General features: G+C 44.7%; 18 protein-coding genes, 3 tRNA genes and 1 other annotated feature. Of the genes, 7 read left to right on the forward strand and 14 right to left on the reverse strand.

Annotated features, from left to right (window positions below; all coding sequences use genetic code 11):
* The first annotated feature begins 38 nt into the window (after positions 1–38).
* Entirely contained in the window at positions 39–1,049 is a 1,011-nt protein-coding gene (gene asnA, locus ACTNBF_RS00440; RefSeq protein ID WP_427805548.1) for an aspartate--ammonia ligase, read from the forward strand.
* A gap of 105 nt (positions 1,050–1,154) precedes the next feature.
* On the opposite strand, the gene ACTNBF_RS00445 is transcribed toward asnA, so the two are convergent.
* Positions 1,155–2,429 (reverse strand): adenylosuccinate synthase, encoded by a 1,275-nt coding sequence (locus ACTNBF_RS00445; RefSeq protein ID WP_441088577.1) that lies wholly within the window; start codon positions 2,427–2,429, stop codon positions 1,155–1,157.
* Between the two features lie 181 nt (positions 2,430–2,610).
* The gene (gene cls / locus ACTNBF_RS00450; RefSeq protein ID WP_441016885.1) at positions 2,611–4,200 is read right to left on the reverse strand and encodes a cardiolipin synthase; all 1,590 of its coding nucleotides are present in this window, start codon (positions 4,198–4,200) and stop codon (positions 2,611–2,613) included.
* A gap of 169 nt (positions 4,201–4,369) precedes the next feature.
* Between cls and ACTNBF_RS00455 the strand changes: the two genes are divergently transcribed.
* On the forward strand, positions 4,370–4,792 hold the full coding sequence (locus ACTNBF_RS00455; protein ID WP_441088578.1) for a hypothetical protein: 423 nt from the start codon (positions 4,370–4,372) through the stop codon (positions 4,790–4,792).
* Between the two features lie 83 nt (positions 4,793–4,875).
* On the opposite strand, the gene ACTNBF_RS00460 is transcribed toward ACTNBF_RS00455, so the two are convergent.
* Complete coding sequence (locus ACTNBF_RS00460; protein ID WP_427805544.1) at positions 4,876–6,540, reverse strand: glutamine--tRNA ligase/YqeY domain fusion protein; 1,665 nt, start codon at positions 6,538–6,540, stop codon at positions 4,876–4,878.
* A 229-nt stretch (positions 6,541–6,769) separates the two neighbouring features.
* Between ACTNBF_RS00460 and ACTNBF_RS00465 the strand changes: the two genes are divergently transcribed.
* Positions 6,770–8,134, forward strand: a complete 1,365-nt coding sequence (locus ACTNBF_RS00465; protein WP_441024572.1) for an MATE family efflux transporter — start codon at positions 6,770–6,772, stop codon at positions 8,132–8,134.
* A gap of 74 nt (positions 8,135–8,208) precedes the next feature.
* The gene (locus ACTNBF_RS00470) at positions 8,209–9,228 is read left to right on the forward strand and encodes a M42 family metallopeptidase (RefSeq protein ID WP_441088579.1); all 1,020 of its coding nucleotides are present in this window, start codon (positions 8,209–8,211) and stop codon (positions 9,226–9,228) included.
* A gap of 53 nt (positions 9,229–9,281) precedes the next feature.
* On the opposite strand, the gene ACTNBF_RS00475 is transcribed toward ACTNBF_RS00470, so the two are convergent.
* A complete protein-coding gene (locus ACTNBF_RS00475) occupies positions 9,282–9,965 on the reverse strand; it encodes a YczE/YyaS/YitT family protein (protein WP_441088580.1) in 684 nt (227 codons plus the stop codon).
* A 214-nt stretch (positions 9,966–10,179) separates the two neighbouring features.
* Here ACTNBF_RS00475 and ACTNBF_RS00480 point away from each other — a divergent pair.
* Positions 10,180–10,252: transfer RNA gene (locus ACTNBF_RS00480), tRNA-Thr, on the forward strand.
* A 33-nt stretch (positions 10,253–10,285) separates the two neighbouring features.
* Here the strand turns inward: ACTNBF_RS00480 and ACTNBF_RS00485 are convergent.
* The 8 genes from ACTNBF_RS00485 to ACTNBF_RS00520 all read right to left on the reverse strand — a co-directional run bounded on the left by ACTNBF_RS00485 (position 10,286) and on the right by ACTNBF_RS00520 (position 16,890).
* Positions 10,286–10,906 carry a sigma-70 family RNA polymerase sigma factor gene (locus tag ACTNBF_RS00485; protein WP_427805540.1) on the reverse strand — a complete coding sequence of 207 codons (621 nt, stop codon included), beginning with the start codon at positions 10,904–10,906 and terminating at the stop codon, positions 10,286–10,288.
* 4 nt (positions 10,907–10,910) lie between these two features.
* Positions 10,911–11,663: a 23S rRNA (guanosine(2251)-2'-O)-methyltransferase RlmB gene (gene rlmB, locus ACTNBF_RS00490; protein WP_427805539.1), complete on the reverse strand. Its 753-nt coding sequence runs from the start codon at positions 11,661–11,663 to the stop codon at positions 10,911–10,913.
* Positions 11,663–12,151: a Mini-ribonuclease 3 gene (locus ACTNBF_RS00495; RefSeq protein WP_427805538.1), complete on the reverse strand. Its 489-nt coding sequence runs from the start codon at positions 12,149–12,151 to the stop codon at positions 11,663–11,665. Before ACTNBF_RS00495 ends, rlmB begins: the two co-directional genes overlap by 1 nt.
* Positions 12,136–13,542, reverse strand: coding sequence for a cysteine--tRNA ligase (cysS, locus tag ACTNBF_RS00500; protein WP_441088581.1), 1,407 nt, complete (start codon positions 13,540–13,542; stop codon positions 12,136–12,138). Before cysS ends, ACTNBF_RS00495 begins: the two co-directional genes overlap by 16 nt.
* A 26-nt stretch (positions 13,543–13,568) precedes the next feature.
* Positions 13,569–14,237 carry a serine O-acetyltransferase EpsC gene (gene epsC, locus ACTNBF_RS00505; protein WP_427805536.1) on the reverse strand — a complete coding sequence of 223 codons (669 nt, stop codon included), beginning with the start codon at positions 14,235–14,237 and terminating at the stop codon, positions 13,569–13,571.
* 97 nt (positions 14,238–14,334) lie between these two features.
* Positions 14,335–14,581, reverse strand: a binding site (T-box leader).
* 73 nt (positions 14,582–14,654) lie between these two features.
* Entirely contained in the window at positions 14,655–15,779 is a 1,125-nt protein-coding gene (locus tag ACTNBF_RS00510; protein ID WP_441049886.1) for a GNAT family N-acetyltransferase, read from the reverse strand.
* Entirely contained in the window at positions 15,776–16,330 is a 555-nt protein-coding gene (gene ispF, locus ACTNBF_RS00515; RefSeq protein WP_427805534.1) for a 2-C-methyl-D-erythritol 2,4-cyclodiphosphate synthase, read from the reverse strand. Before ispF ends, ACTNBF_RS00510 begins: the two co-directional genes overlap by 4 nt.
* 41 nt (positions 16,331–16,371) lie before the next feature.
* A complete protein-coding gene (locus ACTNBF_RS00520) occupies positions 16,372–16,890 on the reverse strand; it encodes a hypothetical protein (protein ID WP_427805533.1) in 519 nt (172 codons plus the stop codon).
* Positions 16,891–17,153: 263 nt separating this feature from the next.
* Here ACTNBF_RS00520 and ACTNBF_RS00525 point away from each other — a divergent pair.
* Positions 17,154–17,226: transfer RNA gene (locus ACTNBF_RS00525), tRNA-Val, on the forward strand.
* A 20-nt stretch (positions 17,227–17,246) separates the two neighbouring features.
* Positions 17,247–17,320, forward strand: a tRNA-Met gene (locus ACTNBF_RS00530).
* 146 nt (positions 17,321–17,466) lie between these two features.
* On the opposite strand, the gene gdhA is transcribed toward ACTNBF_RS00530, so the two are convergent.
* Both gdhA and ACTNBF_RS00540 read right to left on the reverse strand, forming a co-directional pair.
* A complete protein-coding gene (gene gdhA / locus ACTNBF_RS00535; RefSeq protein WP_427805532.1) occupies positions 17,467–18,801 on the reverse strand; it encodes an NADP-specific glutamate dehydrogenase in 1,335 nt (444 codons plus the stop codon).
* Positions 18,802–19,185: 384 nt separating this feature from the next.
* The gene (locus tag ACTNBF_RS00540) at positions 19,186–22,944 is read right to left on the reverse strand and encodes a phosphoribosylformylglycinamidine synthase (protein WP_441088582.1); all 3,759 of its coding nucleotides are present in this window, start codon (positions 22,942–22,944) and stop codon (positions 19,186–19,188) included.
* Positions 22,945–23,017: the final 73 nt, after the last annotated feature.

Genomic DNA, 23,017 nt, shown 5'->3' on the forward strand with positions numbered 1-23,017 from the left:
ACTACACTTGTACTAATGAGTAGGAAAGGAAGATGAACATGGAACACTTGATAATACCGGAGAATTACCATTCTCCGCTTACGATCCGTGAGACTGAGGTTGCTATCAAAGAGGTCAAAGACCATTTTGAGCGTTCACTTGCCAAGTCTCTGCACCTGACCCGTGTATCTGCTCCGCTTTTTGTACGCCCGGAATCCGGTCTGAATGATAACCTGAATGGTATAGAACGTCCGGTCTCTTTCGGTGTGAAGGAACAGAATGACAAAGAGGTCGAAATCGTCCATTCTCTTGCAAAATGGAAACGTTACGCGCTGAAGCGCTACGGATTCCACTCAGGGGAGGGACTTTATACGGATATGAGTGCAATCCGCCGGGATGAAGAAACGGACAATATCCATTCGATCTATGTAGACCAGTGGGATTGGGAGAAAGTAATCTCAAAAGAAGAACGGAATATGGAAACGCTGGAGTATACCGTAAATAAAGTCTACAGCGCATTAAAAGAAACAGAACAGTTTATGGCACGCCGCTATAATTACATAGAGGCTTATCTGCCGGATGAGATCACATTTATTACTTCTCAGGAACTGGAAACCATGTATCCGGATAAGACACCAAAGGAACGCGAATACCGTTTTGCCAAAGCCAAAGGAGCCATTTTTATCAAACAGATCGGTAAAACGCTTGCTTCCGGAACGAAACATGACGGACGTGCTCCGGACTATGATGACTGGGAACTGAACGGGGACATTATTGTATACTATCCAGTTCTGGACATTGCACTGGAACTCTCTTCCATGGGAATCCGTGTCGATGAAGAAGCATTGAAACGTCAGCTCAAAGCTGCCGGATGCGAAGAGCGCGCGGGACTGGACTTCCAGAAATCTCTTCTGGCCGGAGAACTTCCCTATACAGTCGGCGGCGGAATCGGGCAGTCTCGTATCTGTATGTTCTATCTCAGGAAAGCGCACATCGGAGAAGTACAGTCCTCCGTATGGCCGGACGAGATCGTACAGCATGCATCGGAGAACGGACTCTATCTGCTTTAAAACACTGCCGCAATTCTGCGGATTTTAAGGCAGTTGCACACAACGAAAGAGGACACAGCATACTGATATGCCATGTCCTCTTTTTTCATTTATTCTATTCATCCATTATCTGAAAATAATATCATGTCTTCCCGGTCCGTTTGAAACCATGGTAATCGGGTATCCAATCTCTTTCTCGATAAATTCAATATAATTTCTGCAGTTCTCCGGCAGATCTTCATACTTCTTGATTCCACGAATATCACATTTCCATCCCGGAAGAGTCTTAAGAACCGGTTTTGCTTTTTCAAGCAGATGTGTGGTCGGGAATTCCGTCGTCACTTCGCCGTCGATCTCATATCCTACACATACCGGGATCTCATCCAGATATCCCAGAACGTCAACTACCGTAAATGCAACGTCTGTTGTTCCCTGCAGACGGCATCCGTATTTGGAAGCCACACAGTCAAACCATCCCATACGTCTCGGACGTCCTGTCGTTGCACCGAATTCGCCGCCGTCTCCGCCGCGTCTTCTCAGTTCATCTGCCTCTTCTCCGAAGATCTCGCTTACAAATGCACCTGCTCCGACCGCGCTGGAGTATGCCTTACATACTGTTACGATCTGCTTGATCTCATATGGCGGAATACCTGCGCCGATCGCACCATAAGCCGCAAGTGTGGAAGAAGAAGTAACCATCGGATAAATGCCATGATCCGGATCCTTCAATGTTCCAAGCTGTCCCTCCAGCAGGATCTCTTTGCCCTCTTTGATCGCCTGATCAAGATAAGCGGAAACATTACATACATAAGGTTCTACCATCTCTCTGTAGCTTACTAATTCTTTATATAATTTCTCAGGATCGATTAATGGTTTGTGATACAGATGCTCAAGCAGCACGTTCTTCTGCTCCGCCACCCGAACAACCTTTTCTTTCAGCAGATCATCATCAAAAAGTTCGCTGATCTGGAAACCGATCTTTGCATACTTGTCAGAATAGAACGGAGCAATTCCTGACTTTGTAGAGCCAAATGACTTTCCTCCCAGTCTCTCCTCTTCATATGCATCAAAATTTTTATGGTATGACATTACCATCTGTGCTCTGTCAGAAACCAGAATCTTCGGCATCGGCACTCCTCTGTCGATGATGGACTGAATCTCATTGAACAACACCGGAATATCGACTGCAACACCATTTCCGATAATACTTGTAGTATGTCCATAGAACACGCCCGACGGCAGTGTGTGAAGAGCAAATTTACCATAATCGTTGATAATTGTATGTCCTGCATTCGCACCGCCCTGGAAACGGATAATGATATCAGCCTTTTCTGCAAGCATGTCTGTAATCTTGCCCTTGCCTTCGTCTCCCCAGTTCGCACCTACTACTGCTTTAACCATGATATATCCTCCTGCTTATATTCATATATGTATCCCATGTAACTTTTGTACTATAAGAAACACCTTTAAAAATTATACAACATTTTTTCTCATATGTACATTCTTATTTTTTGAAAACTGTTTTTTCCTGGTTTTTTCGCAAATCCTAAGCCGATCAGACACGAAATCTGCCGGTTTACTCCTACATAAGAGGGGCAACCAGACGGAGGATCTGCCCATACAGTTTCGTAAAAAGGCTTCGGTTTCTGACTTCCGTAAGCGTAACTTTATGGCATTTCTTCAGCGTCTCCTGGAAATCCTTTTCAATATCATAAACCACCGGATTATGATAAATAAAGACACCACATTCAAAATGCAGGTACAGGCTGCGGTAATCCAGATTGATGGTTCCTACTGTAGCCGTATCGTCATCCGAAGTAAATACCTTTGCATGTACAAATCCCGGTGTATATTCATAAATCTGAACTCCTTTTTCCAAAAGCTCAGCATAATATGTCTTGGCCAGATAAAACGCATACGGCTTATCCGGAATCCCCGGCATGATGATGATCACTTCGATCCCGCATTTGGCAGCTCGTGTAAGAGCCGTGATCATCTCACTGTCAAGAATCAGATACGGTGTCATAATATGGACATATTTCTTCGCATGATTCAATATGTGAAAATAAACCTCTTCTCCCACATTCTCATGATCAAACGGACTGTCCCCGTATGGAATCATATAACCGGTCTCTCTCCGGAATCCGCTTTTCTTGACCGTCAGATATTTTTTATAATCCTCCGGGCGGCGTTCCCAGAGATTCCACATCTGCAGGAACATCATGGTGAAGCTTTGTACCGCATCTCCTTTCAGCATAATCGCGGTATCTTTCCAATGACCAAACCGCAGCTTCTGATTGATATATTCATCAGCCAGATTGACCCCACCGGTAAACGCAACTTTTCCATCGATCACACAGATCTTTCTGTGATCCCGGTTATTCTGACTGGTGGACATAACCGGTTTAATCGGCGCGAACTGCTTGCACTGGATTCCCATTTTCCTGAGCTTTTCCGGATACTCATATGGAAGCAGGGCAACACTGCACATACCGTCATACATGAAACGGACTTCCACACCTTCCTGTACCTTCTTCTGCAAAATATCCAGAACTGAATTCCACATATACCCTTCTTCAACTATGAAGTATTCCATAAAAATAAATTTTTCTGCCTTCTCCAGTTCCGCTAAAAGCGCCGGGAATTTATCATCTCCCAGTGGGAAATACGTAGCCTCCGTATTTCCGTATGTCGGGAATCCCACCTGCTGATACAGGAAATGTGACAAATTCACATTCGCAAGTCTGCTGCTTCGCATCGTCTGGACAATTCCTTCATTCTGCTCCATATACGGTTCTGTTTCATGCCGAAGATCTTCCAGCCTCTTTCCCAGAAAATGGGTTCCAAATTCGGTCTTCGTAAAAATATAGAATCCCACTCCCACGACCGGTACAAGCAGAATAAACAGAAGCCATGTCATCTTGAATTCAGGCGTCCCTTTCTCATTCATAATATAAATGACTGACACAACAGAAAGTATGACAAAAACTCCATATAAATAGTTTGTATAATTCTCCAGATAAGTGAGCGAAAATAACATCAGCTCAATCTGTAAAAGAAGCAAAATAATCACAACTGCGGTACGGCTGTAGATTACACCAAAAATTTTATTTTTCGCCCTTTTCCTAATTGTCTGACCTTTTTCATACATCAAAGTCTCTTTTTCATCCATTCCTAATTGATGTTCCTTTCTTAAATCAATATCCTATATCGTATCACATATCTTATCACAAAAACCAGTGTTTATAAATATTTTACTTTTCCTTTTACGGAAAAAGTATTACAATGAATTTGTTTATATGCATCTTATTATGCATTTCGTCTAAGAAAGGAGTATTATTATGGCAAAAAATTTCAGAAAACTCCTGCTTGGCCTGACCGCCGCCGGAGCTGCCGGAGCAGGTATCTATTATTGGATGAAGAAAAAGAATGACATCGAATCAGAAGATGATTTTGATGATGATTTCGATGATGATGATTTTGAATTAGATGATGACCTCGGCGAAGTCAAGGAACGCGGTTATGTTCATCTCAATCCATCTTCCGCTCAGACATCCGATACTTCCAGTGCCACTGAAGAACAGCCTGAATCCGAAGCATCGACTGAAGCGGAAAAACCAGCCGAACCCGTAGAGCCATCCGAAGCAGAAGCACCGGGACAACCTGATGAAACTACAGTCGAAGAAGCAGATTCCGAGCAGAAAATTGACGCTCCTGAAGAAGCAGGGAAGCCGGCTGATGCTTCCGAAGAAAAAAACGAATAGATTACAGCCGTTATACCGGAATAGAAAATGCAGCATTGATTCAAATGCTGCATTTTTATTCTTAAATTTTCGAAAATTCTTTTTTATTTCGGTAGTTTAAATGAACTTTTCAACGATACAATCCTATTAAACACCAACGCATTCGGTTTGGAATCGTGCGAATCCACACAGAAATATCCCTGACGCACAAACTGGAAACTGTCATAGGCCTTTGCCTCTGAGAAGTTCGGTTCTACAAGAATTTCCTTTTCGGTAAGTGAATTCGGATTCAGATTCATGGAACCGTCTTCTTTGTTATAAACGCCCTTCTCCTCATCGATCAGGTTCTCATATAAGCGTGCCGTTGCCTTCACAGCATGTTCCGCTGATACCCAGTGAATCGTGCCTTTTACTTTTCTTCCGGTAAATCCACTGCCTGATTTCGTCTCCGGATCATAGGTACAATGGATCACGGTCACATTTCCATTTTCATCTTTCTCATAATCCACACACTTCACAAAATATGCATTCATCAGACGGACTTCATTGCCCGGGAAAAGGCGGAAATATTTCTTCGGTGGTTCTTCCATAAAGTCATCCCTTTCAATATAAAGTTCACGGCTAAACGGAACCTTTCTGCTTCCCAGCTCTTCATTTTCCAGATTATTCGGTGCATCAAGCCATTCGGTTTCTCCTTCCGGATAATTGTCAATCACGAGTTTCACCGGATCCAGCACCGCCATCATACGCGGCCTTTTTAACTTCAGATCTTCGCGGATACAATACTCCAGCATCGCGTAATCCACAGCTCCCTGAGTCTTGGATACCCCGCAGAGATCCACAAACATCTTAATGGATTCCGGTGTAAAGCCTCGACGGCGGAGTGCCGCGATCGAAACCAGACGCGGATCATCCCATCCATCAACGACCTTGTCCTCAACCAGCTTTTTAATATATCTCTTGCCTGTAACCACATTATTCAAATATAATTTACCAAATTCAATCTGACGCGGCGGATTCTCGAATTCACACTCTCTCACTACCCAGTCATAAAGCGGGCGATGATCTTCAAATTCCAACGTGCAGATGGAGTGGGTGATTCCTTCGACTGCGTCCTCAATCGGATGCGCAAAATCATACATCGGATAAATGCACCACTTATCCCCTGTATTATGATGTGACATGTGTGCCACCCGGTAAATGACCGGATCCCGCATATTGATATTCGGAGAAGCCATATCGATCTTTGCACGGAGTACCTTCTCACCGTCTTTATAGACACCGGCTCTCATATTCTCAAATAACTCCAGATTCTCTTCCACCGACCGGTCTCGATAAGGACTGTTCTTCCCCGGTTCGGTCAGAGTCCCGCGGTATTCCCGGATCTCATCCGCTGTCAGATCACATACGAACGCTTTGCCCTTCTTGATCAATTTGACCGCACATTCATACATTGTATCAAAATAATCTGATGCAAAATAAAGATGCTCCCCCCAGTCAGCTCCCAGCCACTGAATATCCTCTTTGATGGAATCCACGAATTCCATCTTCTCTTTCGTCGGGTTCGTATCATCAAAACGCATATGGAATGTTCCGTTATATTTCTGGGCCAGTCCATAATTTAAAAGAATAGATTTGGCATGTCCGATATGAAGATATCCGTTCGGTTCCGGCGGAAAACGTGTACAGACATGGTCATAAACACCTTCTCTCAAATCTTTGTCAATTTCCTGTTCAATAAAATTCTTTGATACCATTTCTTCTGCCATGGTAAATCCTCCTCAGGTTCTCAATCTGTGGAATCCGCCGCAGAAGGCCGATTCCTGAAACTTTGTTCATTAGTTTACCACAATTTATGACAGAGAACAACAATTTTATCATTGTTCCTCTCACTTCATTGACTTTTTCAAAATACATTCTTATAATTAAAAAGTGTACTTTAGTCTGTAACCAGTTTATAACTATGTACAGTCAACATAACTATCGGGGGTTTTTGGTATGTCTAATATTTCTTCTTCAACACGCATGACAGAGGGCCCTATCTGGAAGCGAATCGTACTTTTTGCAATTCCGCTTTTCTGGGGACATCTGTTCCAACAATTTTACAACACGGCCGACACTTTGATCGTGGGTAATTTTCTGGGCAGTAACGCACTTGCCGCCGTCAGTTCTTCCGGAAGTCTGATCATGCTTCTTGTCGGACTCTTCAACGGTATCTCCATCGGTGCAAGTGTGATCATCGGAAAATACTTCGGTGCCGGCAATATGAAGGCACTGAGGCGGGCCATTCACACAACGATCGGATTCGGTCTCTGCTGCGGAGTCGCAGTCACCCTGATCGGGGAAATAGCCGCGCCGCAGATTTTGCACCTCATGGGCACACCCGATGAAGTACTTGTGAATTCTTTAGTATACTTCCGAGTTTATTTCATGGGTGCTCTTGGCTTTGTTATGTACAACTTCTTCATGGGAATTCTTCAGGCTCTTGGGGACAGCAGGCATCCGCTGATTTACCTGATGATTTCTTCTGCCACAAATATTACACTTGACCTGATACTGATCGCGGGATTCCGATTCGGCGTCGGAGCCGCCGCACTCGCAACAACGATCTCACAATTTCTGAGTGCCTTCCTGTGTCTGCGTCAGCTTCTTCATAATCCGGAAGAGATCCGTGTTTCTCTGAAAGAGATCCGTCTTGACCGTATGATGCTGCCTCAGATCGTTACGAACGGACTTCCAACCGGAGTCCAGAATTCGATCATCTCTCTAGCAAATGTATTTGTACAGTCAAACATCAATAAATTCGGTGCTCTTGCGGTGGCAGGCTGCGGTTCTTATGCCAAAATTGAGGGCTTCGGTTTTCTTCCGGTGACCTGTTTTTCAATGGCTCTCACAACCTTTATCAGTCAGAACCTGGGGGCAAGAGAGTATGACCGTGCAAAGAAAGGATCCGTTTTCGGAGTCATATGCTCCATTACTCTGGCAGAACTGATTGGTTTGCTTGTCTATACATTTGCGCCGACACTGCTCTCCTTATTCGGTGGAAGCGAAGAAGCCATCGCATTCGGTGTGACACAGGCAAGAACCATTTCTCTGTTTTATTGTCTGCTCGCCTACTCCCACTGTATGGCCGGAATCATGCGCGGCGCAGGCCGTTCTACGGTTCCGATGCTGGTCATGATGATCTGCTGGTGCCTGATCCGTGTCAGCTACATCAGCATTGCGGTTCATTTTATTCCGGTGATCAACGTTGTGTTCTGGGCGTATCCGATCACCTGGAGCTTAAGTTCTATTGTATTTACAATATATTATTTCAAATCCGACTGGATACACGGATTGGAAAAGCAGAAATTCTCTGCATAACAGGATTGCTTTTTCGTTTTACAACGATTAAAATAACAGAGCATACTATCATTTAACATTTAGGGGGAATCATTATGGAGAATTATACTGAATATGCTGCAAAGCAGCTCAAATCGCTGACTTCGATTGCCAGCCCATCCGGATATACCCGGGAAGTGAAAGAATACCTTCTTTCCACACTCAAAGAGATGGGGTATGAGCCATGGAGCTCCAGAAAAGGAAATGTACTGGTGACACTGGGTGGAGAGGGAAATCCGCTTCTTCTTGCCGCTCATGTCGATACCCTTGGTGCTATGGTTCGTTCCATCAAAGACAACGGACGTCTGCGTCCCACCACACTCGGCGGACATCAGTGGTCAACTGCCGACGGTGAAAACTGCACCATCCACACACGCGACGGAAAGGTTTATACCGGTGTTGTTCTCAATACCGAGCCCTCCGTCCATGTAGCAGACGATAAGCCGGATCATGAAGAGAAAAACATGGAGATTCTTCTGGATGAGAATGTAAATACGAAAGAAGACGTAGCCGCTCTCGGCATTCAGGTCGGCGATATCATTGCCATGGATCCTCGTACTGTAGTGACTGAAAGCGGATATATCAAGAGTCGCTTCCTTGATGACAAGCTCTCCGCTGCCATCTTGCTAGCCCTTGCAAAATGGGTCAAAGACGAACACCTTTCCCTGAATCGCAAGGTTTCTCTCGTCTTCACCGTTTACGAAGAAGTCGGTCACGGCGGAAGCAGTGTGCCGGAAGATACCGAAGAAATGATTTCGGTTGATATGGGATGTGTTGGTGCCGACCTGGGCTGCACAGAGCGCATGGTTTCCATCTGCGCAAAAGACTCCGGCGGTCCTTACAATTATGAGGTGACAAGCGCCCTGATCGACACTGCGAAATCAAACGGACTCGACTATGCCATCGATGTATATCCGCATTACGGTTCGGACGTAGAAGCTACTTTAAGAAGCGGTTACGACATTCTGCACGGTCTGATCGGACCGGGTGTTTATGCATCACATAATTATGAACGTTCTCATCTGGACGGAGTAAAAAATACACTTCTGCTTCTGAAAGCTTATACTTGTAAATAGTTTCAAGAAGAAAACCTGCCATTGCATTTCCAAACGCATTGGCAGGTTTTCTTTTACAGATCCGAAAAACATGTTTTGATTAATTTGCGGCTCCTCGGCAAAAAAAACTGTGCAGCCGGCCCTACCAGAAAAGCCGCTGCGATCGTTCCGATTCCAAGGCGCCCGCCAAGCAGGAATCCAATCACTGCAAAACAAATATCACAGGTAATCCTCACATACTGAAACTGTACATTCCATTTCTGATTCAGTTTATCCGTTAATATGATGGCAATCAGATCGTTCGGCCCTGTACCGCTGTTGCTCTCAATGACGATGGACATACCAAAGCTCAATATCACACATCCTGCCAACATAACAAGGATCCGGATCCACATCGGCGATCCGGAAGATATTTTATCCCCGATCATCCACAGGAACAGATCTATGATCCATCCTCCGCAGAATGCACAGACGACCGTCCCCGGCTTGACATATCCCTTCGTCGTCAAAACCATCACAATCATCAGCAGGATCAATGCAATCACATGAACCGTGCCAATGCTAAGCCCGAGAGTTCTTGCAATTCCCTGAATCATCACCGTAAACGCATCCGAGCCAAGTTCCGACACGAGAAAAAGGCTGACGCCCAAATGGGCGATTGTTAGACCCACAAATAAAGCAAACAGACCTTCTCCCCATTGTTTCAGACTCCTGTTACGCGTATCGACCGCAAATGTATCTTTTGAATCCTTTCCCATATGTTTCTCCCCTATTCTCCTCCTGTAAGCTGCCACACATGGCATCCCACGTATTTTCACTTCATATAGGATATCATACCTGATGCCGGATGCGCAATCCAGGATTCTTCATTCTAAGAAATTCGCAGCATAATACTTTTTCAAAAAAATCAAAAGTCATATTGACAAATTTCACGAAGGTGTGTTATATTAATTAAGTCGCTGATATGCGTCTGCTGCCTTGGCTCAGTCGGTAGAGCGTCGCCTTGGTAAGGCGGAGGTCGGCGGTTCGATTCCGCTAGGCAGCTTTTAAAAAACCTCAGGAAGATTTCCTGAGGTTTTTATTTTCTCTTTTCTTCCAGAATATGCCTTGCCTTTCCTTTGATTCTCTGAAGGGCATTGTCAATGGCTTTTGGACTCTTATCCATTACTTCTGCGATTTTCAAATAATCCATTCCCATCAGATGCAGATACAAAACCCGGTTTTCCAGCTTGCTGAGCTGATCCTTCAGTTCTTCCTCAAATGCATTGGCATACTCTGTGTTCAGAAGCAATTCTTCCGGATTGCTTTCTGCCCCCGCCTCGATCGTCTCTGCCAGCGGAAGCGCTTCTTTTCCATCTTCCCGTTTTCCCGATGTATAGAGTGAGACGTAGGAATTTAAGGGTAAGTGCTTTTTTCTCTGGGACGCTTTGATGGCGGTGTACATCTGCCTGGAAATGCAAAGTTCAGCAAAGCTATAAAAAGATGCACCCGCATCCGGCTCATAATCCTCTACTGCTTTGAAAAGACCGATCATCCCCTCCTGAATCAGATCGTCATTTTCCCCTCCCCAGAGATACATTGCTTTTGCCTTCTGACGCACCAATCCCTTATATTTCTCCATCAGAAAATCCATGATCGGCTTTTCGCCGCCTCGCAGGCGGCTGATCAGCTGCTCGTCCGTCATTTTTTCATATTCCATTTAATTAACCCAGCCTTTGACGTACAATCTCATAAGCAAGCACACCCGCCGCCACCGAAGCATTCAGAGAATCAATATCCCCCTTCATCGGAATGGAAGCTGTCATATCGCAGGTCTCGCGAACCAGCCTGCTCACTCCTTCTCCTTCGTTTCCGATCACAAGCCCGATCGGCCCTTTCAGATTCACATGATACATGATATCCCCGCCCATGTCGGCGCAGACGAACCAGAGTCCTTTTTCCTTCAGTTCTTCCATCGTTTTCACCAGATTGGTGACCTTAGCTACCGGCGTATAGTTCAGCGCACCGGCCGAAGTCTTTGCCACTGTCGCAGTGAGTCCTGCCGCACGCCGCTTCGGAATGATCACACCGTGTGCCCCCGCCAGATTTGCGGTTCGGATAATCGCCCCAAGATTGTGCGGATCCTCAATATTATCCAGCAGGATCAGAAATGGATCCTCGCCTTTTTCTTTTGCAAGTTCCAACATATCTTCCACCTGAGCATATTCGTACGCAGCCGCCATCGCAATGACACCCTGATGTTTCCCTGTCTCGGAAATCTGAGCAAGACGTTCTTTTGTCACAAAATTGAGAATCGTGTCATGCTTCTTCGCTTCACGCACAATACTGCGGATCGGGCCGTCCTGACATCCGTCCAGAACATACACTTTGTCAATCGGTTTTCCGGAACGAAATGCTTCCATAACCGCATTTCTCCCCTCGATCAACTGGCTTTTTACTCCATTTTCTTCTATCATCACTCATTCTCCCTGACTGCAGAACCTGTCTCCTGCATTTTTTCTTCTTTTTTATTCAAATGTTCCAGTCCGATTTTAATCAGTTCCAGCATTCTCGGCCATTCGTTTTTCAGATACAGCCATCCCATCAACGCCTCAAAACCGGTCGCGCGCCGATAATCCGTTAGGGTCTGATTCTTTGCAGGGGATACCGTTTTCGCATTTCTCCCCCGCTTGTATACAGCATGTTCCTCCTCAGTCAAATGCTCCTGAATCACACGCATCATCTCCGACTGCGCCGAAGCCTGTACCATACTGCTGGTTTCCTGGTGCAGCTTTTTCACCTGTTTATTGCCTTCGCTGACCACCATAGTCTTGATAATCAAATCGTATACACTATCTCCTATATATGCTAAAGTAAGAGGTGAATATCCTGCGATATCCACCTCATTCAGTTTCAAAACGTCGCACATACAGGATTTCCAGTCAAATCCTATGCTTTTTTCCATTGTACTCCTTCTCTGGTATCCTTCAGTATAATTCCTTTCGCCAGAAGTTCGTCACGGATTGCGTCAGCTCTTGCGAAATCCTTTACCTTTCTTGCTGCCTGGCGTTCTTCAATCAGTTTCTCAATGTCTGCATCCAGAAGCTCTTCTTCCTTGTCAAGGATCAATCCGAGCACATCTCCAAGCTTCACGATCAGATCAAACAGCTTCTTCAGATATTCTTTTGAACTTTCCGCTGAAGCCGTAGTATTTGCAAATTTCACCAGATCAAAGATCGCAGCGATTGCATCTGCCGTATTAAAGTCATCATCCATGGCAGCTTCGAATTCCTTTACGAACTCTTCCGTCTGGGCAAACGTCGCATTTTCCGCTTCGTTCATCGCTTCCGTCTGGGCAGCTCCCATCAGATGTTTCAGATTATCCACCGCATTCACAATTCTTTCCAGACCATTTGCGGACGCCTCCATTAAATCAGCACTGAAATTCAACGGGCTTCTGTAATGAGCGCTCAACATAAAGAAGCGGAGCACCTGCAGATCATACTGCTCGCTGATCTCACGGACGGTACGGAAATTTCCGAGAGATTTGGACATTTTACGGTTATCAATATTTAAAAATGCATTGTGCATCCAGTATCTGGCAAATTCTTTTCCGTTAGCCGCTTCACTCTGAGCGATCTCATTCTCATGGTGTGGGAATACCAGATCCTCACCGCCCGCATGAATGTCGATCTGCTCACCGAGATATTTCTTAGACATCACAGAGCATTCAATATGCCATCCCGGACGTCCTTCACACCACGGAGACTCCCACGCGGGTTCGCCTTCTTTTTTCGGCTTCCAGAGTACGAAATCAAGCGGATCTTCTTTCTCATCCTCACCGGTCACCAGCAGGGAACGTCCGCCCGAGCGGAGATCATCCAGATTCTTATGGGATAATTTTCCATAGTCTTTGAACCGTCTGGTGCGGAAATAAACGGTTCCGTTTTTCTCATAGGCATAACCTTTCTCGATCAGATCCGCGATCATTTCCACCATACCGCAGATTTCCTCGGTTGCAAGCGGATGTTTGGTTGCCGGCTTCACATTCATCCCTTCCATATCCTTCTTACATTCTGCGATGTATCTCTGAGAAATTTCCTGCGCAGAAACGCCTTCTTCAATTGCTTTCTTAATGATCTTGTCATCCACATCCGTAAAATTGGAAACGTAATTGACATCGTATCCCTTATATTCAAAATATCTTCTTACGGTGTCAAATACGATCATCGGTCTTGCATTTCCGATATGAATAAAATTATACACGGTCGGACCGCAGACATACATTTTCACTTTCCCCGGCTCCAGAGGTACAAATTCTTCTTTTCTTCTTGTCAGTGTGTTAAATACTTTCATGTGTCTTCCCTTTCTGATCTGTCATCTTATTCCATCATTTCATATAATTCAATTCTTTTTTCCAGTTCTTCCATTTTCTTCATCATCCACATATTTTCTTCCTGCAGTTTCTGAATATCCGCTTTGACCGGATCCGGAAGATGAATCTGATCCATATCTGTTCTCGGAATCTTCTGATTTCCCATGCGCACAATTCGTCCCGGGACACCGACAACCGTACAGTTCGGCGGCACTTCCTCGATTACGACAGAACCGGCGCCGATCTTGGAATTCTTTCCTACGGTAAATGATCCGATTACTTTTGCTCCGGCGCTCACCATAACATTATCTTCCAGCGTCGGATGCCGTTTTCCCTTTTCTTTTCCGGTTCCTCCAAGGGTCACTCCCTGATACAACGTCACATTATTTCCAAGTATCGCCGTCTCACCAATGATCACACCACTTCCGTGGTCAATAAAAAGGCCCTTCCCGATGGTAGCTCCCGGATGGATCTCGATCCCCGTTTTTCGGACTGCTCTCTGCGAAATCCACCTCGCAAGAAAATAGTGCTTCTTTAAATATAACTTATGTGCCACTCTATAATGTAACATTACTTTAAAACTGGGATACAGAAATACTTCCATCGTAGACTTAATTGCCGGATCACGTTCTCGGATCACTTCTATTTCTTCCTTCACAAAAGAAACGATACCCATATTATTACTCCTTTCTTTCAGTGAAAACGCAATAAAACTCGCAAATGGTCCACCGGACCTTGTTGGCGCATGCATGGCAACAAAAAACTCCGTCCCGATAAGAGACGAAGTTTTCCGCGGTTCCACTCTATTAAAAGGCTTTTCGACCTTTCTCCTCAATGCATATAACGGATGCACTCCGTATCCGGCTATATGATTAAACACTTTGAATGCCACGTTAATCCTTTCACCGGATCGACTCCCGAATGCACTTCACAATCCTTCTTCTCGGGTCTGCTTACAGCCGCTGACAAACCCTCTCTGTCAGATTCCGGAAAGTTACTCTTTTCGTTCTTCGTCTTTCAAACTATTTGCCTATTCTTCTATATACTATGCGAAATTGATTAATTTGTCAACCGCAAAGCAAAAATTATCACATTATACGATTTCATTCAAAAGAATCCGATTCAAAGGCTGTAGCTTGGAAATACTCTCCTTGAATTCCGCAGAGAATTTCTCCTGCTCCTCTTCCTCCACTTTTTCCAGACTCTTATAGCCGAATAAAATCGTTGTCAGCGCATCCACACTAATCATCTGGATGCCGTCACTCTTTCCTTTTGCAATGGGTTTCGTTCGAACCACCAGATGCTCTTTGTTTCCCTTAATGCTGAATATCTTATTATTCTCCCGGATAACCGGATCCACAAGAATGAACTGGAACTCCGTATCCTCATCGCAGGCCATGCACGACATCAGAGATTCTACATGCAGGATCCTGGCCATAATCATTGGTTTTTTCTTTTCCTGTTTCTTAAGGATCAGACCGCCTTTTTCAAAAATATCCTCATATCCCGGTTCTGCCAGCGGTTCCCGTACCGAAAAACCCTTTTCTTCATCAAATACCAGAATCCCTTTGATTTCATCATCTGTCTCCGCAAGGAGGATTCCGCCTTTCTGACTTTTCTGCTCCCTGAGCAAAGTTTCATAATACAGCCAGTCTCTTTTGACATAAATCTGGTATTTTTCTTCCAGAATATGTTCCGCAAAAGCCGCTATTTTCTTACAATCAGACGCAAGCGCAGGTCTGAGCAGTATCCGTTTTCCATTGCCGCTGTGAAGAATTGCATCCAGCGACGGTACTTCCCCATTTGCCATGAAAGCTTCCCACTGCTCCGCCGCATACACAAAGCGAAAATCATGCGGATAATAAATCTTTTCATCTGCCGGCATCAAAAATGTAAACGGCAGTTTCTTCGTATACATATCCCTCACCGCTTTTCGGAGCAATTCTGTCATCTGCCCCTGCCCGCGATACATTCTGTCGGTAGCAACTCCCACAATATATCGGCTGCCTTCTTCCTTTTTACCAATTTGAAGCACATAAGGATTTAAATGCAGCATGGAATGAATCTCTCCATCCTTCTCGATTACGTAGATTTCATTGTCTTCCGTTTTGGAAGTATAATAATAATCTAAAAATTCTGTCGTATCTTCGTCAAACACCCGTTCCCAGAGTGGTCTCGTAAGCACATGCTCGTTTGCCTTTAGTTTTCTTAGTATCATTCTTCTGACCTCATACATCCCCGGCAGCCGGCGCAGCTTCTCCCCTCAGTCTGCATCACATCCGTACTGCTGAAATTCGTAATCTTCTCAAGAGCGCAAATTGCCTGAGCGGAAATTCCTTCTCCGCTTCCGGTAAATCCAAGCCCTTCTTCTGTTGTCGCTTTCACGTTCACTCTGTCTCTCTCAATCCCCAAAGCACTCGCTATATTTTCCTCCATCTGCGCAATATGCGGACGCATCTTCGGTTTCTGCGCAATGATAGTGGCATCAATATTTTCTACAATATACAGATTTTCCTCCAAAAGGCCTGCCACATGTTTAAGCAGCTTCATGCTGGAAATACCACTGTATTTTTCATCCGTATCCGGGAAGTGCTTCCCTATATCGCCGAGAGCCGCAGCTCCCAGAAGAGCATCCATAATCGCATGCAGAAGAACATCTGCATCGGAATGTCCCAAAAGCCCCTTCTCATAAGGAATCTTCACTCCTCCGAGAATCAAATCTCTTCCTTCCGTTAGTCTGTGTACATCATATCCCATTCCAACCCGCATATCCCGTCTTCTCCTTCCCGATATGTACCTGATTCTTCTTTTTACGGCTCTTCTTCTGCCTCTTCATCTGTTTCTTCTCCGGAAGCAGTTCCCCATCCTTCCTCATCCATTTCAGAAAAATCGGGATCCTCATCCAGAGGCTCTGCGTCTTCGTCCATCATCACTTCACCATCATCGCTGTCCTTTCCATCGCCTGAATTTGCAGATTCATTCTTTTCATCAGCAACGGTCGGAGCTTTCCACACACGTTCCGTATTGTCAGTACGCGCCGGATTCCCGGTTCCTTCTGCCTCAACTGTGGTCTCGTCAACGCTCTCATCATCATCTCCGTTTTCCGCGTCACCGGATACTTCCTTTTCTGCTTTCATATCCTTCAGGAGTTCACGGATATTCAAAATCACTGTAGCAGCACCAAATACAATAAAGATGACTCCGAAAATGATCAAAACTGTCTTGTAGTTCGGGTTGCCCTGCATAACATCCATAATCAGTTTGACACCATTATATATCAGGTATGCACCTACAAGAATCATCAACGTCCTTCTCGTTTTTCCTTGCATTTTTTCTTCCTCCGTATTCTACATCATCACAACAATTACAGTATCCTCATGTAACTGAACTGTTATTCATTCTACCATACTTGAATTGAAATTTCCATGTTTTTTCGATTACGACTTCTGTAATCCATGCCTCTTTATTCCTATCCCAAACACGTCAAATGGCATTCTCAAAAAAAATAATTTTTTTCAAAAAAAGTGTTGACATTTTGAGATCTTCGAGATATACTATAGAAGTCGGTTGCAGGAAAGCAACTTACAGAAATGGGATCATAGCTCAGCTGGGAGAGCATCTGCCTTACAAGCAGAGGGTCATAGGTTCGAGCCCTATTGGTCCCACTTCACTGAAAAGTGAATATGGCGGGATAGCTCAGTTGGCTAGAGCACACGGTTCATACCCGTGGTGTCGCTGGTTCAAATCCAGTTCCCGCTACTAAAAAGTCTGGTTTTCCAGACTTTTTTCTTGTTCAAAACAACGTGTTATTTCAGTTACGAAATAAAAAGCCGGGATCATCTCATTTCTGCGATCATCCCGGCTTATCTATTGATTATTGTTCTATCTTTTACAGTATATTTCTATTACACAATTCCCTGAGCAGTCATAGCATCTACAACTTTTTCAAATCCTGCAATGTTTGCACCCACTACATAATTGCCTTTTGCTCCGTAACGTTCTGCTGCATCAGCCATGTTATGGCAGATATTTACCATGATGTTTTTCAGTTTCGCATCAACTTCTTCGAATGTCCAGCTCAGACGTTCGCTATTCTGAGACATTTCCAGAGCAGATGTTGCAACACCGCCTGCATTCGCTGCTTTACCAGGTGCAAATAATACGCCGTTCTCCTGAAGATATTGTGTTGCTTCGATGGTTGTCGGCATATTTGCTCCTTCTGCTACTGCAATACATCCGTTTGCGACAAGCTGTTTCGCATCATCAAGAAGAAGTTCATTCTGTGTTGCACACGGAAGTGCAATATCTACTTTTACAGACCATACACCGCGTCCTTCATGGTATTCTGAGTTCGGACGATACTTCTTGTACTCTGTCAATCTTGCACGATTTACTTCTTTGATCTCTTTCAGTGCTGCCACATCGATTCCTTCCGGATCGTATACCCATCCTGTAGAATCACTTACGGTAACAACCTTTGCTCCGAGCTGCTGAGCTTTCTGTGTAGCATAAATAGCAACATTTCCAGATCCGGATACTGCCACTGTCTTGCCTGCAAGCTCAATTCCGTTGAGTTTCAGCATCTCTTCTGTCAGATACAGAAGTCCGTATCCGGTTGCTTCTGTACGTGCAAGAGATCCGCCGTAGCTTAATCCTTTACCTGTAAGAACACCTTCGTAGAGTCCGCGGATTCTCTTATACTGTCCGAACATGTAGCCGATTTCTCTTGCTCCTGTACCGATATCTCCAGCCGGCACATCCGTGTCTGCACCGATATATTTGCAAAGCTCTGTCATAAAGCTCTGACAGAATGCCATTACTTCTCTGTCTGATTTTCCCTTCGGATCAAAGTCAGAACCACCTTTACCTCCACCGATCGGAAGACCGGTAAGAGAATTCTTAAAGATCTGCTCGAATCCAAGGAACTTGATAATACCGAGGTTTACGGACGGATGGAGACGAAGCCCTCCTTTATATGGTCCGATTGCGCTGTTGAACTGTACACGGTATCCTGTGTTAACATGAACCTGTCCCTTATCGTCTACCCACGGTACACGGAACTTAATCTGTCTCTCCGGTTCTACTAATCTTTCCAGAAGCGCATCTTTTCTGAATTTTTCTTCATTCGCCTCTACTACAACACGAAGAGATTCCAAAACCTCTTTGACTGCCTGATGAAATTCCGGTTCTGCCGGATTCTTTTTAACTACTGATTCAATTACCTCATCAACATATGACATACTACTCAATACCTCCTGTTCATTTTTTCAAATGCTTTTCATATTTACCAAATCAATTTCATTATGAAAACCACTGAATAACCTTTTTCCACTTTAAAACATCCTCTATACAATGTCAAGTTTTTTTTGCTATTTTTTGCCTGTATTTGAATATCAGAGCGCATTCTGTTTCACTTTATATAATATTTCTGATTATATTATTGATTTATATTATTTTTCCTGCAAGTATTCTTTGTATTTCCTGCACGTGCATTGCTACCATTCTGTATTTTTACAAAAAAGAACCATTTTCACACATCCATATTCTTAGCAATTTGCCATATCATATGTATTGTATGAAAACGGTTCTCATTTTATTTATATTACATCAAACAGACTTGTGACTTATTTAAAATACTTCACTCCGGATTCAAAAATCTTCATATCCTGCTCGCCGTAAATATTGACAGCTACACTGTCGCCGCGACGCTCTGAATGTGCCATCTTGCCAAGTACTCGTCCATCCGGGCTTGTAATACCTTCGATCGCACAATATGAACCATTGACATTCCACTCTTCATCCATAGAAACATTGCCATCAAGATCGCAATACTGGGTCGCAACCTGTCCGTTTGCGAACAGCTTGTCAAGCCACTCCTTGCTTGCTACGAAACGTCCTTCACCATGAGAAGCCGGATTGGTATATACGCCGCCAAGTTCAGCACCCTGCAGCCATGGAGATTTGTTCGTCACAACTTTGGTATATACCATCTTGGAAATATGACGTCCGATGGTATTGTATGTCAGTGTCGGTGAATCTGCTGTCTGGCCTACGATCTCACCATAAGGAACCAATCCCAGTTTGACAAGTGTCTGGAAACCGTTACAGATTCCGAGTACAAGTCCGTCACGCTCATTCAGCAGCTTCTCAACAGCTTCTTTTAATTTTGCATTCTGGAATGCAGTTGCAAAGAATTTCGCTGAGCCATCCGGTTCATCACCTGCTGAGAATCCGCCCGGGAACATAATGATCTGGGCTTTCACAATCTCTTTTTCAAATTCGGCAACGGAATCAAGAATGTCCGCCGCATCCATGTTCTTAAATACTCTTGTCGTTACAGTCGCACCTGCACGTTCAAACGCCTTCGCACTGTCGTATTCACAGTTTGTGCCCGGGAATACCGGAATAAATACATGCGGCTGAGCGATCTTGTTTTTGCAGATATAGATATCCTTTGTATCATAAAGCGGTGATTCTACCTTCTCCTCGGATGCCTCATCGGATACAGTACGGAATACTTTCTCCAGAGTCTCAGTCCATGCGCCTTCTGCCTCTGCAAGTGTAATTCTGACATCTGCATAAGAGAATGCCGCATCATCGGTCACTTCACCAATCACGGTGTAAGTAATGCCAAGTTCTCCAACCTTGTCCGCCGGAACTTCCGCAATAATATCTCCAAATGCAGGAGCAAATAATTCTCTGGCATCCATGTTATGCTCGATCTTAACGCCCATTCCGTTACCAAATGCCATCTTGCTGACAGCGGCGATCACACCGTGACGGTCAAGCGCATATGCTGAAACGATTCTTCCATTGTGAATATCTTCCGTGAACTTACCATATTGCTCCATCACCTTATCATATGCCGGAAGCTCATATTCATCCTTTTCAATACGAAGCCATACAAGCTTGTTACCTGCTTTTTTCAATTCAGGAGAGATGATATCCTGTTCTTTTGCAACATCTACCGCAAAGGAAACCAGTGTTGGCGGTACATCAATGTGTTCGAACGTACCGGACATACTGTCTTTACCTCCGATGGACGGAAGACCGAATCCAAGCTGCGCTTTATATGCTCCGAGAAGCGCTGCAAACGGCTGACTCCATCTGGACGGATCTTCGGTCATACGGCGGAAATACTCCTGGAATGTAAAGCGAATCTTCCTGTAATCTCCTCCGCATGCAACAATCTTTGCAATGGATTCCGTCACTGCATATACAGCTCCATGGTATGGGCTCCAGCTTGACAGGTACGGATCAAATCCATAACTCATCATGGTTACGGTATCGCATTTTCCTTTCAGAACCGGAAGCTTCGCAACCATGCTCTGCGTCTCTGTCATCTGATATTTTCCACCATGTGGCATGAAGACAGAACCTGCTCCAATCGAACCGTCGAACATCTCAACAAGTCCTTTCTGTGAGCATACATTCAGGTCCTTCAGTGTATCAAGCCATTTTTCTTTTACATCATTTACTTCTACCTGCTGTACAAGCGGGCTGTCTGCTCTGTTAGGAATGTCAACTTTTACAGTTGTCTCCTGATGTGCACCATTTGTATCAAGGAATGCACGGGAAATATTTACAATTTCCTTTCCTCTCCAGGACAATACCAGTCGCGGCTCTTCCGTTACAACAGCAACTTTTGTCGCTTCCAGATTCTCTTCCTTTGCATATGCAAGGAACTGCTCGGCATCCTTCGGATCAACAACCACAGCCATACGTTCCTGCGATTCTGATATCGCAATTTCTGTTCCGTCCAGACCGGCATATTTCTTCGGTACTTTATCCAGATCAACACGAAGTCCATCTGCAAGTTCTCCGATTGCTACAGAAACACCGCCTGCTCCGAAGTCGTTACATTTCTTGATCAGTCTGCTGACTTCTTCTCTGCGGAACAGTCTCTGAATCTTACGCTCTGTCGGCGGGTTACCCTTCTGAACCTCAGCGCCACAGGTCTCAATCGATTCTTCTGTATGAACTTTGGAAGATCCGGTTGCTCCGCCGCAGCCGTCACGGCCGGTGCGTCCGCCAAGCAGGATAATGATATCTCCCGGATCGGAAGTCTCACGAATAACAGCACGTCTCGGAGCCGCAGCCATAACTGCTCCGATTTCCATACGTTTTGCCACGTAATCCGGATGATAGATTTCTTTTACAAGGCCGGTTGCAAGACCGATCTGATTACCATAAGAACTATAGCCATGTGCGGCACTGCGGACAAGTTTCTTCTGCGGAAGCTTTCCTTTGATCGTCTCTTTTACTGAAACGGTTGGATCTGCCGCTCCTGTCACACGCATAGCCTGATATACATAAGTACGTCCTGACAGCGGGTCGCGGATCGCTCCTCCAAGGCAGGTAGCCGCTCCACCAAACGGTTCAATCTCTGTCGGATGGTTATGGGTTTCATTCTTGAAGTTCACAAGCCATTCTTCTTCAACACCATCTACTTCAACCGGCACAACGATACTGCAGGCATTGATCTCATCAGACTCTTCCTGATCTTCCAGTTTTCCTTCCCTTTTGAGTTTTCTCATCGCCATCAGAGCAAGATCCATCAGGCAGACAAATTTGTCTTCACGCCCTTTAAAGATCTCACTGTGTGTCTGTAAGTATTCTTTATAAGTATCTTCGATCGGAGCACGATAATCCCCCTCCCCAAAGCTTACATCTGTAAGTTCCGTAGAGAACGTCGTATGGCGACAGTGATCAGACCAGTATGTGTCAAGGACACGGATTTCTGTCATAGAAGGATCTCTCTTCTCTTCTCCCCGGAAATAATTCTGAATATGCAGAAAATCTTTAAAAGTCATTGCAAGCCCCAGAGAATCATATAATGCCTTCAGTTCCTCTTCCGGCATATCCTTGAATCCCTCGAAAATCTTAACATCTGCCGGCTCATCGAACTTGGTCACCAGTGTTTCCGGCTTATCAAGACTCGTTTCTCTTGAATCAACAGGGTTGATACAATGAGCTTTGATTGCATCAAATTCAGCATCACTGATCTCACCTTCAATCACATAAGTTGTAGCAGTTTTGATAACCGGAAGCTCATCTTCCTTAATAAACTGCACACACTGGACTGCCGAATCCGCTCTCTGGTCGAACTGTCCCGGAAGGAATTCCACAGAAAAAATACGGTCATTCTCTCCATGTGGAAAATCTTCATGATAAAGAACATCTACCGGTGGTTCTGCAAAAACGCCATTACATGCTCTGTCAAATGTGGCATCCGAGAGATTCTCCACATCATAACGAATCAACACCCTTACATTTGTAACCGATTTGATTCCGAGGTAACTCTTCACTTCATGTCCAAGTTCCTTCGCCTGAACGGCAAATTCAGGTTTTTTCTCCACATACACTCGTTTTACACTGTTCATAATTTCCTCCATTAGTTAATCATATTTTAAACTGCGTGAGGCAGCATAAGTTACTGCATAGTCTTATTCTATC

The sequence above is a fragment of the Bariatricus sp. HCP28S3_A4 genome, from assembly GCF_052066395.1.
Classification (GTDB): Bacteria; Bacillota; Clostridia; order Lachnospirales; family Lachnospiraceae; genus Allocoprococcus.